Raw genomic sequence first — 13480 nt, forward strand, 5'->3', positions numbered from 1 at the left:
ACCGTAGGCAGTGACTACTGATCTTAAAGGGCTAGTGCTACCTAACGTGTTCCTCTAGATACAGTAACGAGTTCCCGCAGTACAACTGCAAGGTGCGTTACCCCCAGGGCGGAGGCCTGTCGACCCAGGCATGCGCCAAACGCGAGCAGATCCGCTTTCAAGCAGCCGACATGTTCGAGCGCGGCATCGCCCCGCCCGAGGTCGCCCGAAACCTGCGAGTCACCCGCCGGTCGGCCTGCGCCTGGCGCCGAATCTGGTCCAGCGGCGGCAGACAAGCCCTGGCCTCCAAGGGCCACGGCGGATCACCATGCCGGTTGAACACCGAGCAGATCCTGCTGCTGGAGGCCGAACTCCGCCACGGACCGGTCGCGCACGGCTGGGATGACCAGCGATGGACCCTCGCCCGGATAGCAACCGTCATCGCCGAACTCTTCCGGGTCGACTACACCCTGCCCGGAGTGTCTTATCTGCCGCACCGGCTCGGCTGGTCACCACAGGTCCCCATCCACCGCGCCGCCGAACGCGACGAGGATGCCGTCACCACCTGGGTGAAGGAGACCTGGCCCTATATGAAAGACAGGCAGCCACCCACAGCGCCTGGATCTGCTTTGCCGACGAATTCGGAATCTATTCGCACGAGGTTGCCTGAAAGCGGAGGGGCAAGTTATGTCCCCCGCTATCAGGCAATCTACGATGCTACCGAGGGGATCGCAACAATGGGTGTTAAGCCGGGTGACGTAGCTACTGGAACGGTGGTGGAGTGGAACGACGACGAGGGCTGGGGGTTCATCAGATCCGCCGATGTACCCGGCGACGTTTTCGCTCACTTTTCGTCGATTGTCGGAATGGAAGGTTATAGATCCCTCGTACCGGGGCAGCGTGTTAGGTTCACGTGGGAGCAGTACCCTCAAGATGGTTTCAGTTTTCGGGTGATTCATGTGTTCGTCGGTGATGCCCCCACACCAAGCACACAACGTCTTGCGGGTGAGAGCGACATCGATGCTTACGCGAGCCGTCTACAAATCCAGCCGGACGATCAATCGGAGTAACTGCAGGTCGTACTGCGCTCGACTAGCGTTTAAAGGATGTGTCGCCTATATGCGCCACCTTCTGACGAGTGCAGTTCGGCCGTTTTCGAAGTACAGCCGCTCGGACCGCTGCGCGACCTCCAGGTCCATCAGGCTGTAGCCGAGGTCGGACTGACCACTGGCCTGGTTGTAGGTGACGAGACGTACCGAGGTTAAACGACTGGCTTTACGATGGTTCGAGGTGCAGGACGGTTTCGGCGAGCAGGCCGTCGAGGAGACCGGGCCGGTACTGCATGCGTTTGAGATGGCTCTTGATGACGGCGGCGAGTTGGTCGATGCCGCCGCGGAGTGCGAGGTTGCCGACCACCTTCATGGTCACCCCTGAATCCGGCGCGATGCCGCGCACCCCACGGGTGTCTCCGGGAGTACCGGCCTCGTCCCCCGCCACGCACATCCCCGTTCACCTGCTGAGCAGGGGAGACAAATGGTGATTTGTCCGAAGTAGGATGCGCGGGTACCAACCAGCCCCGAGTCCGGGCACGGCGGCGGTGAGCCCGCCCGCGCCGGTCCGGGGCCCGGGTGCGGTGGGGTGGATCCGGCCATCGGAGGGGAAACGTGGGACGCCGACTTCGCAGGCTGGCGTCCAGAGTGCCGTCCATCCTCCAGTGCGCGGCGGCCGCCGCCATCGCCTGGGTCGTCGCCAAGGAAGTGCTCGGACACCCGAGCCCCTTCTTCGCGCCGGTCGCCGTCGTCATCTGCATCGGCGTGGCCCTCGGACGGCGGGTCCGCCGCATGCTGGAGATGGTCGCCGGGGTCGGGCTCGGCGTCGGCGTGGGCGACCTGCTCATCGCCCGCATCGGCTCGGGACCCTGGCAGATCGCGCTGGTCGTCGTGCTCGCGATGGCGGTCGCCGTGCTGCTGGACGAGGGACCGGTGATCGCCCTGCAGGCGGGGTCGTCCGCCGTGCTGGTCGCGACCCTGCTGCCTCCCAGCGGCAGCGGTGGCACCGACCGCATGATCGACGCCTTCGTCGGCGGGTTCATCGCGATCGCCGTCGTGGCACTGCTGCCGTCCGACCCGGTCGCGCTGGTCCACCGGCACGGGCGCGTGGTGCTGGACGAACTGGCCGAGGCGCTGGAAGGGGCCGCCGAGGCGATCGCCGCACGTGACGTCCCGCTGGCCGTCGACTCGCTGGAGAAGGCGCGCGGCTCACAGGCCGCCGTCGAACGACTGCGCGACGCGCTCCAGACGGGACGCGAGATCGCCGTCCTCAGCCCCCTGCGCTGGAACACCCGCAGCAGGCTGGCCCGCTACCAGGCGGCGAGCGTTCACATCGACCGCGCGCTGCGCAACACCCGGGTCCTCCTGCGCCGCACGCTCGCGGCCCTGCGCGACGGCGAGCCGATGCACCCGGACTTCACCGGCGTCCTGCACGGCCTCGCCGAGGTCGCACGGCTGCTCCGCGACGAACTCGCCTCCGGCGTCGAACCCACCCAGGCACGTCAAGTCGCCCTCGCACTGGCCCACGGCGACCACACCGCCCTCGTCGACGACACGGGCTTCTCCTCCAGCGTCGTCGCGGCCCAGGTCCGCTCGATCATCGTGGACCTCCTGGTCGCGACGGGCATGACCCGCGAAACCGCCCTGGCGTCCCTCACACCCGCCGCCCCGATCGAGCAAGAAGAAGAGGCGGGCCAGGGCTGACAGGACCGCACCGGCCAACCGGCAGACGCCCGGGCCGGGTTGGAAATGTGGGCCAAAGATCGACGGTACGGGGCTGTTCACCGCGCGCGTGCCCAGCCGCTGGCTCAGTGTGAGAAATCGCCACGAAATGCGTCAAGAGGTTGCCGTCTGACTGGGACCTCATGGACCTGGGCTCCGCGCTTTTGAGCGTTTTACCAGGGCTTATACCTCACGTATACCCGCCTGTCCGATGCTCGTCCCGAGCCGATCCCGGCTTCGTCCCCGGTGGTGAGTCGAAATCGAGAAAGGTGTGATCAATGCTCAGGACACGCGACCACTGTCGCGGCCTTCGTCGTGCGGCGGACACGTCCGCGCCACTCCTTCGATGGACTCCCGCTGGGCCGACACTGATCGTTTCGCCCCGGAGGCATGATGTCCCGCCCGAAAAGATCCCATTTGATAGTTGCGGCGCTCTGCACGGTCCTGGGCCTGCCGGCTCTGATGAGTGCGCCGGTGGCGGCCGAACCTGCGCCGCCCACCTCCGAGCAGCTCGACAAGGGCGTCAGCGCCGCGCAGGAGCCGCTGCGCAAGGCCGCCCACATCATCCGTCAGGTGGTGGAGGACACCAAGCCCGCCGGGTACATGAGCGTCGCCTTCGGTGAGGGCGAGGTGGAGCTGTACTGGAAGGGCGCGCTGCCGGCCCCGATCGAGGCGGCGGTCGCCGAGGCTCGCAAGATCGTCCCCGTCAAGGTGGTACCGGCCAAGTACTCCTACAAGGAGCTGGACGCGGCGTCCGAGCAGGTGCGCAAGGCGGCCTACGCCAACCGGTCGGCGGGCGTGCGGTCGGTCCGCATCCCGTACGACGGCAGCGGCCTGCGCGTGGGCGTGGACCAGACCGGTCTGGGCGTCGCCCGGGCCACGAGCGCCTTCACCGCCGCCGCGAACATCCTGCCGAAGCTGCCGGTGGCCCACACGCTGGAGAAGGCGGACCTCATCACGAAGACGGGCCGGTTGAACGACCACGAGCAGTGGCTCGGAGGCGGGCGCATCCGCAACTACAGCCGTAACTTCATCGGCTGCACCGGGGGCTTCGGCGTCCAGGGCTACGACGGCTACAAGTACATTCTGACCGCCGGCCACTGCGGCAAGCCCGGTGACTGGTTCGTCGACGGCGTCCAGAACAACGACTGGGTGGGCCAGGTCAAGTACGAGAACACCGGCCACGACACGATGCTGATCGCCTCCAACGCCCAGGGGTCGATCTGGGACGGGCCCGCCGACAGCTACTACCACAAGCCGGTCGTCGCGTGGGACTGGGTGTACCCGAACGAGCTGTTCTGCTCGTCGGGCTCGTACACCGGGGTGCGATGCGGCCTGAAGCAGCACGACTTCACCGCCTGGTACTGCGACTTCGACATCTACAACAACTTCGAGTGCTATGACGACCTCATCGAGGCCCACCAGGTCGACGGTCTGCGCGCCACCCAGCCCGGCGACAGCGGCGGCCCGGTCTTCACGCTCTCGGGCTCCGGCGTGGTCGCCAAGGGCATCATCAGCGGCCACGGCGTGAGCCAGAACATCATGTACTTCCAGGACTTCGCCACCGCCCGCAACGACTTCCCCATCCGGTTCGACCCGCTCTACTACTGACTCCGAACGTAACCCGGACCACGGCGGGCCCGGCACCACGCGCACCGGGCCCGCGCGCGGAAGATGTCGGCGCTCAGCAGGTGGGCCGGTAGGCCACGGAGGGGATGTAGGTGGCCCACTCCTGGCGGGTGAGGTCACGGCCGATCTCCTGGCAGAGCTTTCCGACGAGCGGGTCGGCCCGGAGGGGCCAGCGGATGATCCTGCCGTCGTCGCCACCGGAGATCAGGTCTCCGTCAGCGGTGAAAGCGAGGCCCTTGATCGGGGCCGTGTGGCCTGTGAGTGTGGCGGCAGGCCTTCGCGACGGGAGGTCCCAGACGGTGATCGTGCGATCGTCGCCCGCGGACGCGAGCGTGCGGCCGTCCCGGCTGAAGGCGAGTGCCTGGATCGGGGCGGTGTGGCCGGGCAACGTGGCGTACGGCTCGCCGGTCCGCGTGTTCCACAGCCTGACGGTCCGGTCGGCCCCCGCCGTGGCGATCAGCTCGCCGTCCGGGCTGAAGGCGACGTCGAGCACCGAGCCCTGCCCGGTCCTGAGGGCGCGGACCGCCCGGTCCCGGGCCAGGTCCCAGACGAGCAGGTCTCCGGTGGGGCCGGTGGTGGCGAGCAGGGGGTCTCGCGGGCTGAACGCCAGCGCCGAGGCGAGCTGCCCGGGGGCCGAGAACGGCGCCTCGACCGGGTTCCCCGGATCGCGGATGTCCCAGCGGAAGCGGCCGAGGGCGGTCGCGACGAGGAAGCGGCCGCCGGGGTCGAAGGCGGCGTCGGTGGAGGCGCCGAGCCCCCTGTATCTGATCGTTGCAAGCCTCCGGCGGCTGCCGACGTCCCAGATCGTGACCGTGTGGCTGCGGGTGACGGTGGCGAGCCGGTGGCCGTCCGGGCTGAAGGCGACGGCCCGGACGTGGTCGGGATGGTCGCCGAGCGTGGCGATCGGGTTTCCGCGCACGTCCCACAGCCGGACGGTGGTGTCGCTGCTCGCCGACGCGACGAGACGGCCGTCTGGGCTGATCTCGATGTCGTTCACGGCCTGGCTGTGCCCGCTGAACGGGGGGAGAGCGCGCTCGCGGATCACGATGGTCCGGCCCAGTCCGGCCGAGGCGAGCATCGAGCCGTCCGCGCTGAGGGCGAGGGACAGCGTTTCGGTGCGACTTCTGTCCTGGTAGGTCTCGACGGGCTGCCGCCGCGCGATGTCCCAGACAGTGATCAGGCCGTCCTCGTCAGCGACGGCGATGCGGCCGGCGACGGGGGCGGACATGTCCCAGGTGTACGGCGACCGCCTGGGCAGCCCGAACACGGAGGTCACCCCACCATCGCGGGCGAGTCGCCAGAACCGCACCCCGTAATAGGACGACCCCGTGGCGAGCACCCCGTCGACGTGGTCGAAGCCCAGCCGGTGGACGTGATCGTCGGCGGGAATCTCGGCCACCGCGGCCCCGGAGACGACGTCCCACACGACGGGTCTCTGCGTTCCGCCCGTGGCCGAAACCAGAAATGCCTGGTCGGGGCTGAACGCGAGAGCCACGACCTCCTCCCGGTGTCCCCGCAGGGTGCGCCTGGTCCCGTCGCGCAGATCCCACACCTCGATCGCGCCCTTTCCTGCGCCGACGGCGATCTTCGTCCCGTCGGGGCTCAGTGCCATCGCGTCGGTGAGATCGCCCCGTGACCGCTGGAACACCGGCCGGTGGGAGCGCAGATCCCACACCACGATCGCGCCCTTGCTCGCCCCCAGCTCGGCCTGTCTGACCACGGAGGCGAGTAGCCTGCCGTCGCGGCTGAACGCCACCGCCCTGGCGTGGACCACCTCTGCCTCCGCGAGTGACGCGGGCTCGGGGAACGTCGCGACCCGGGTGCGGCCGCGCGGGTCCCAGAGGCCGACCGTCCCGTCGTCGCCGGCCGCGGCCAGCCGCGAGCCGTCCGGGCTGAACGCCACCCCGAAGATCGACGGCCCTCCGGCGTTGAGCTCGATCCGGCGGCGCGCCGCCGCCGACACGCTGAGGAGGGCGCCCCGCGTCTCGGCCTCCCGATCGAGTCGGAACGCGTCGATCGCCAGCAGCCCGGCCAGATCGGGATCGGTGTCGAGGAGCGATCGGGCCTTCAGGGACAACTGCCGGGACAAGGCGACCAACTGCTGGTGACCGGCCTCCTGACTCTGCCGTACAGCCACGCCGCCACCGAGCAGGGCGATCAGGAAGAGCGAGGCCATCCCGGCCAGGAGGCGTTGCAGGAGCCGGGTGCGGCGTCTCGTCGCGGTGTGCTCGCTCTCCGCCAGCGCGCGGCTGGCCCGCAGGAAGGCGGCCTCGATGTCGTTCAGTTCGTGCAGGTGATCCTCCGCCCACGTACGCGCGGCGAGCAACTGGACGCTTCGATACAGGGCGCCGGAGTCCCGGTCCAGCTCCTGCCACGTCTGCGCCGCGGCGGTGAGCCGACGGTGGACGAACAGGTCATCGCGGTCGTCGGTGAGCCACCGGTGCAGCCGGGGCCAGGCACGGATCAGCGCCTCGTGCGCCACGTCGACCGTCTCCTCCGCGAGGACGACCAGCCGCGCCGCCGCGAGCCGGTCCAGCACGCCGGAGACGACGTCCGGATCGGCCACGCCCACGAGCTCGGCCCGCGAGATGGGACGCCTGGTGTCCTCCGTGCCGTCTCCGAGCGCGGTGAGCCTCACGAAGATCCTGCGGGCGGCCTGCTGCTCGGCGAGGGAGAGCTCGCGGAAGACCCGTTCCGCGCTCTGCGCGATCGCCCCGCGCACGCCGCCGGCCGCTCGATAGGCCGCCAGCGTCAGCCTCGAGCCGGCGCGGTTCCGCCAGGTCTCCAGCAGCGCGTGCGAGACCAGCGGCAGGCTGCCCGGCTCCTCGTCCGCGTCGGCCAGCACCGTGGCCAGCAGGTCGGGATCCACGGTGAGCCCCGCCCGGGCGGCGGGCCGGACGACGACCTCCCGCAGATCCGGCGGCGACACCGGTCCGACGAGCAACTGCGCCTCACCACCCAGAGCCTCGACCAGGTCCGGATGCTGGGTCAGGTGAGCGAGGAAATCGGCCCGTATGCCGAGCACCAGAACGACGCGGCGGCCGGCACCGAGCGCCAGTCCCAGCAGGGCCTCGACGAACCGGCGGCGCTCCGCGTCGTCGGCGCAGAGCGTGAAGATCTCCTCGAACTGGTCCACGACCAGCAGCAGGCGGGCGTCGGTCTCGGCGTCCAGGGCGCGGTCCAGGGCGGCGTGCAGGGCACCGGGATCCGTCAAGACGTCACGGAGCGCCCCGGGATCGCCGCCGGACGCCTTGGCCACCAGCTCGGCCAACGTGTCCAGCGGGTGCTCGCCCGGCGTGGTGATCAGGCTCCGCCACGACCCGGCCGTGCCGTCCGCGTCCGAGATCGTCCCCAGCAGGCCGGCGCGCAGGAGGGAGGACTTCCCGCTTCCCGACGCCCCGAACACGGCGACCACCGGAAGCCGGTCCACCAGCTCGCGGAGCCGCGTGACCAGCTGGGAGCGGCCGAAGAACCATGCCCGATCCTCCGGCTGGAACGCCATCAGGCCGCGGTACGGGCAGTCGTCCTCGGCCCATCCCTCCGTCTCACCCGGCCCGGCGGGCGTCCGGCCCAGCTCCGGGAGGAGGTCCTCGTCACCGCGGAGCATCGCCTCGTGCAGACGCTGGAGCACGGGACCGGGCTCGATGCCGAGCTGCGCGTTCAACAGGTCGCGGGTCCGGCGGAAGACCGCCAGCGCCTCGACCTGACGGCCGGACCGGTACAGCGCGAGCATGAGATGGCCGCGCAGGCTCTCCCGGTAGGGATGTTCCCGGGTGAGATCGGCCAGCTCGGCGGCCGCCTCGGCGTACCGGCCCAGGCCGAGTTCGGCCTCTGCCAGCCGCTCGTGAGCGGTCAGCCGCGCCTCCTCCAGCCGCCGTGCCTCCTCGGCGATGACCGTGCAGTCGCCGAACTCCGCGAACGCCGGCCCGCGCCACAGGTCGAGCGCCGCGCGCAGACGGTCACGGGCCGGTTCGAGATCTCCAGAGGCCAGGGCCGCGCACCCCTGCGCGACGAGGTCGCGAAAGCGGGTCGCGTCGAGCGCGTCGGCGTTGATCACGTACCCGCCCGGCCGTCCGGCCAGGACGTCGGCGCCGAGCGTGCGCCGCAGCCGGTGGACGTAGAGGTGGATGTTGCGCCGCGCGGACGCGGGCGGCGGATCATCCCAGACCGCGGCGATCAGCCACTCGATCGACACCGGCCGACCGGCCTGGGCCAACAGCGCAGCGAGAGTGCGCCGGAGTTTGGGTGCTCCGCCGACAGGTACCAGGCGACCATCGCGGGAGATGCTGAGCGGCCCGAGAACGTGAAATTCCACCCAAACTCCGCCCCCGGTCGGACTTCTGCACAAAGAATCACGGACCGCCGCCTCATTGTCAATCATTCCCTCATGCGGGCTCCTGCCCGCGCCGCACCGGTCCGCAGGGGCGAAAACCGACGCTACCAGGGCCTATACCTCGCATATACGGGCGTGTCTGATGCTCGGCGTCGGCGAGGCGGGGAGATGCCCCGGCCCGCGTGACGGGGAGGTTGAGTGATGCGTGTGCTAGTGCGTAGGACGGCGGCGGTTCTCCTGGGGCTGTGCCTTGCCCTCGGGAGCGCGGCGACCGTGTCCGGCCCGGCGAACGCCTATGTCGGTCCCAACGTCCAGACAGGCGCCGCTCTCGGCATGAACGCCGACGGACGGCTGGAGGCGTTCGTCGTCAGCTACGGGACGATGTGGCACATCGCGCAGGGTTCCAACGGCTGGGGTTTTTGGGACATCATCCGCGACGCGCCCAGGGGTTTCGAGCAGCATCGCCCGGCGGTGGCACTGAACAAGGGGGGATGGCTGGAGGTCTTCGCGGTCGGCACCGACGGGAACATGTACCACTCCTACCAGGCCAGTGGCAGGATCGGCGGCTGGAGCCCCTGGTACAGCATGGGCGCCCCGAGCGGGCTCAGCTTCTCCTGGGCGCGGGTCGTGGTCGGCACCAACAAGGACGGCCGGCTGGAGGTCTTCGCCCTCGGCTCCAACAACGAGTTGTGGCACGCCTGGCAGCTCACGGCCGGCGGCGCCTGGAGCGGCTGGGCGAGCCTGGGCGGGCAGTTCGAGGGAGAGGCCCTGCCGGCCGTGGGCAAGAACGCGGACGGGCGATTGGAAGTGTTCATCACCGGCGGCGACGGTCACCTCTGGCACCTCTGGCAGCTCTCGCCCGGCGGCGGCTGGAGCGGCTGGCTCAACGAGGGCGGGTCCTTGCAGCACGGGGCGAACACCGGTCCCGCCGTGGGCGTCAACCAGGACGGACGGCTGGAGCTGTTCGCGACCGGCACCGACGGGCGTACCTACCACAAGTGGCAGGGGTTCTCGGGCGGCTGGAGCGGCTGGGCCAGCATGGGCAGCGGCGGGTCGTTCCCCGTGGTCGAGAGGAACCAGGATGGCCGGTTGGAGCTCTTCACCAACGGCGGCTCCCACGTCCTCCATGCCTGGCAGGTGGCCCCCAACAGCGGCTGGTCCGGCTTCGGTGGGGTGGGCGGGCAGACCAACCCGTACAACCAGCCGAGCGTCATCCGCAATCTCGACGGCCGGTTGGAGGTCTTCGCCCATGCGGGCATAAACAAGACCGGCGCGATCATCCACTCGTGGCAGTCGACGCCGGGCGGCGCATGGTCTGGCTGGATCCCCCTCGAAGGTAGCTGATCCGATCTCCGTCCTGGCGGCGGCCGAGACGATGTGGTCCCGTGCGGAGCCCCCGCACGGGACCACATCGTCAGCCATCATGATCGTCGGTTGGTCAGAGTTAGAGCGCGCTGGTGCAATCTTGTACCTCAGAGGGACCGCAACATTGCGAGCGTTTCCGGCATCCAATGACGCATGGGACTTCGTACGACTCTCGCGGTACTTCTCGCGACCGCCGTGACACTGACCGGACAACCTGCGGCGGCCGACACGCCGGTCCGGATCGCGTACGCGCAGGGAACACACGTCTGGGAACTGGTGCTGACCAACGGCGATGTGGTGGAGGTACCGGAGGCGCTGGCCAAGGCGCCTGCCGACGCGGTCAATACCGGTGAGCGGGCGCCGTTCCTGGTCAGCGGGGACGGGCGGCATTTCCTCTATTTCCGGAAGTCGGATCGGCTGTTCGTCGAGCGGACTCTGAACGGCAAGGAAAGGGTGGTGTCACGGCGGCTCACGGCGTACTCCATCGACGAGGAGTGGCCGTTCGTATCGGACGACGGCAGCTATGTGGTCACGGCGACCTCGGCGCCAGGGGTAGGGGTCTTCGCGGACCTACGGACAGGCAGGACATTGCCGCATCCCGGAGGGACGGACGCGTGGAGCTTCCTGGGATTCAGCCCGGACGGCAAGGGACTGCTGCTGGCAGGGGAACGGCTGACGACGGTGTTCGATCGAGCGCTGCGTGCCCGGACGCGCTCGAAGACGCGACTGCCCGTCGTAGCGCTGGCGAATGACCACGTCACGGCGGCGACCCTTACCGGCACGGGGCCCAAGAGCCGCAAGCTGCGCCTGCTCAACCTGCGCACCGGCCACGCGAGCGGAGCGGTGACCCTGCGCCTGCCCCGCGGGCAGTACATCGACGACCTCGACTTCGACCAGGCCGGACGCGTGATCGTCCGATCGAAGACCGCTACCGGCGTGGCGATCTACCGCATCTCGAAGACGACCGGCAAGGCGACGCTGCTACGAACGATCGCGCGGCCTGACGCGGACGTCTGGGTACTCCCGGGCGACACCACGTACGAGCCCTGGACAGAGAGAAAAAGCCAGGCCCCTCAGTAATCTTCAATCGCTCGGGCAACAAGCCGACATGGCCTTCCGCCAGAATGCCCCCGTCTGATAGTCCATGGACACGACGTCGAGGGAACTTCGTGGAGTTACCGGAGCTTCTGGGTTGGCGGATCAGTTTCCGCCTCACGGGAGTACCGGTTTGCTATCAGCCGTACCGCCCGCTTTACACGGGTCTCGTCGGGGTGCTCGCCGAACCTTCTGGCTAGGCCTTCCCGGACGAGTGCCTCGATCTCGTCCGTGGACAGCAGGTGGAGCGCTCCGTTGACGGGTGCCATCAGCACGATCATCTCGGCAACAACATCACTGTACTCGTGAGGATTATCCGGGTACACGATATCAAAAGGGTCGGCCTCCTCGAGCGCCTCCTCCAGTATCGCAATCGTCTCCGGAAATCTTTGCCGGAGAACCCTCATCACAACCTCTCCCTCCGATACTAAATCAATGTTCCAGAAAGGCTCCTTCAATGGCGCCTCGTCCGGGCTCAGTTCCATTGTTCTCTCTTTCCAAGGAGCGCGCCATACGGGTCGCCCCGATGGGGTTTTGATGGGTCTATCAGAGGGCGTGGGTGCCGTTGGGGGTGTGGCGCAGGGTTTTGCCCGGTAGGGCGCCGGTGGGGGTGCCGTTGTTGATCACTGCTACGCCGTTCACGTAGACATACGGGATGCCGGACGGCCGGCGGCGGGGGGTTTCGTAGGTCGCGGTGTCGGTGATCGTCTTCGGGTCGAAGAGGACGAGGTCGGCGTGGTGGCCTACACGGATGAAGCCTCGGTCGACCAGGTTCAGGCGCTTGGCGGGGCGGCCGGAGAGGTGGGCGACGCACTCCTCCAGGGTGAGGACGCCCTCGTCGCGGACATAGTGGCCGAGGTAGCGGGGGAAGGTGCCCCAGGCGCGGGGGTGTGGGCGGGCGCCGGTGAGCAGGCCGTCGCTGCCGCCCGTGTGCGCGGGGTGCCGCATGATGGCCCGGACGTTCTCCTCGTTGCCCACGTGCAGCAAGATCGTGGTGCCGAGCTCGTCGTCCAGGAGCTGTGTGCGGAACACCTCGAATGCCGTGTGGCCTGATTCGTCGGCCGAACCAGCGCTCGTCCGACCCGCACCTCCGGAACCCCGACCGGAGATCGTCTCCCCCACGTTCCCGGATTGGCCGGGTAGATCGTTCACTCCGGCTTCGCGGGCCAGGTCGGCGATCGTCTTGCCCACGCGGTCGGTGAGGGACGGGGAGCGGGTGCCGGAGATCTGGATGGTCGTCCAGTCCACCGGGACGCCGTGGCAGCCGTCCGAGCCGACCGCCTCCATGTCGTGCCGTATGCGTTCGGCGGTGGCAGGGTCGCGCAGGCGGGCGAGCGTGGGGCCGGGGCCGCCTTCGGACGCCCAGCTCGGCAGGAGCGCGGCGAGGGTGGTCGAGCCGGGCAGGTAGGGGTAGGTGTCGAGGGTGAGGTCGCAGCCACCGGCGATGGCGGTGTCGAGCAGGTCCAGCAGGTCTTGGGCCCGGCCGGCGTTGACGGCGAAGTTCATGGTGGCGTGGGCCAGGTGCAGCGGGCAGCCGGACGCGCGCGACACCTCGACCATCTCGGCGTACGCCTCCAGCGCGCCCGCGCCGTACGAGCGGTGGTGCGGCGAGTAGTAACCGCCGGCCGAGGCGACGACCCGGCACAACTCGACCAACTCCTCCGTGCTCGCGTACATGCCGGGGGTGTACGTGAGCCCGCTGGACATGCCGACCGCGCCCTCGGCCATCGCGGCGGCGACCAGTTCCTTCTGCCGCTGAAGCTCCGCGTCGGTGGCCGGGCGCGCGTCCCAGCCCATGGCGAGCGCCCGTACGGTGCCCTGGGGCACCAGGTAGCAGGCGTTGACGGCGATGCCCCGGTCGAGCCGGGCAAGGTACTCGCCGACCGTCCGCCAGTCCCAGTCGAACCCCTCGGGGTCGCCGTTCCACCCGGCGATCTGCTGCCTGAGCTGCGCGAGCGTGGTGTCGTCCACGGGCGCGTACGACAGGCCGTCCTGCCCCAGCACCTCGCAGGTGACCCCCTGTCCAACCTTGGCGAGGTGGTCGGGCTCGGTCAGCAGGGCCAGGTCGGAGTGGGCGTGCATGTCGACGAACCCGGGCGCGAGGGCGAGGCCGGTGGCGTCCAGGACCCGCCGCCCGTCGGCGACGGCGGAACCGGGCGCGCCGATGTCGGTGATACGGCCGCCGGTGACCGTGACGTCCGCGACGTACGCGGGGTCGCCGGTGCCGTCCACGACCGTGGTCCCGCGGACGACCAGCCCTGTCGTTCCGGGCCGTCGGCCCGCCATAGCGCTCATCCGTGCTCCCGAA

At 69.3% G+C, this 13480-nt stretch carries 9 protein-coding genes; 5 read left to right on the forward strand and 4 right to left on the reverse strand.

Features of this window, described 5'->3' with window-relative positions; genetic code table 11:
• The first annotated feature begins 92 nt into the window (after positions 1–92).
• Positions 93–1049, forward strand: a complete 957-nt coding sequence (locus tag AB0M95_RS28745; RefSeq protein ID WP_363770963.1) for a winged helix-turn-helix domain-containing protein — start codon at positions 93–95, stop codon at positions 1047–1049.
• A gap of 205 nt (positions 1050–1254) precedes the next feature.
• On the opposite strand, the gene AB0M95_RS28750 is transcribed toward AB0M95_RS28745, so the two are convergent.
• Positions 1255–1407 (reverse strand): hypothetical protein, encoded by a 153-nt coding sequence (locus AB0M95_RS28750; RefSeq protein ID WP_363770966.1) that lies wholly within the window; start codon positions 1405–1407, stop codon positions 1255–1257.
• 236 nt (positions 1408–1643) lie between these two features.
• Between AB0M95_RS28750 and AB0M95_RS28755 the strand changes: the two genes are divergently transcribed.
• The gene (locus AB0M95_RS28755) at positions 1644–2732 is read left to right on the forward strand and encodes an FUSC family protein (RefSeq protein WP_363770969.1); all 1089 of its coding nucleotides are present in this window, start codon (positions 1644–1646) and stop codon (positions 2730–2732) included.
• 492 nt (positions 2733–3224) lie between these two features.
• Entirely contained in the window at positions 3225–4361 is a 1137-nt protein-coding gene (locus AB0M95_RS28760; protein WP_363770972.1) for a S1 family peptidase, read from the forward strand.
• A 73-nt stretch (positions 4362–4434) separates the two neighbouring features.
• On the opposite strand, the gene AB0M95_RS28765 is transcribed toward AB0M95_RS28760, so the two are convergent.
• Positions 4435–8760 carry a BTAD domain-containing putative transcriptional regulator gene (locus tag AB0M95_RS28765; protein ID WP_363770975.1) on the reverse strand — a complete coding sequence of 1442 codons (4326 nt, stop codon included), beginning with the start codon at positions 8758–8760 and terminating at the stop codon, positions 4435–4437.
• A 153-nt stretch (positions 8761–8913) separates the two neighbouring features.
• Between AB0M95_RS28765 and AB0M95_RS28770 the strand changes: the two genes are divergently transcribed.
• Entirely contained in the window at positions 8914–10056 is a 1143-nt protein-coding gene (locus AB0M95_RS28770) for a hypothetical protein (RefSeq protein WP_363770978.1), read from the forward strand.
• Positions 10057–10230: 174 nt separating this feature from the next.
• Complete coding sequence (locus AB0M95_RS28775) at positions 10231–11157, forward strand: hypothetical protein (RefSeq protein ID WP_363770980.1); 927 nt, start codon at positions 10231–10233, stop codon at positions 11155–11157.
• A gap of 95 nt (positions 11158–11252) precedes the next feature.
• Here AB0M95_RS28775 and AB0M95_RS28780 read toward each other — a convergent pair whose 3' ends face one another.
• Positions 11253–11657 (reverse strand): hypothetical protein, encoded by a 405-nt coding sequence (locus tag AB0M95_RS28780; RefSeq protein WP_363770983.1) that lies wholly within the window; start codon positions 11655–11657, stop codon positions 11253–11255.
• A gap of 61 nt (positions 11658–11718) precedes the next feature.
• Positions 11719–13467, reverse strand: coding sequence for a D-aminoacylase (locus tag AB0M95_RS28785; protein WP_363770986.1), 1749 nt, complete (start codon positions 13465–13467; stop codon positions 11719–11721).
• Between the last annotated feature and the right edge of the window lie 13 nt (positions 13468–13480).

This window comes from Sphaerisporangium sp. NPDC051017 (assembly GCF_040683095.1).
Taxonomy (GTDB): Bacteria; Actinomycetota; Actinomycetes; order Streptosporangiales; family Streptosporangiaceae; genus Sphaerisporangium.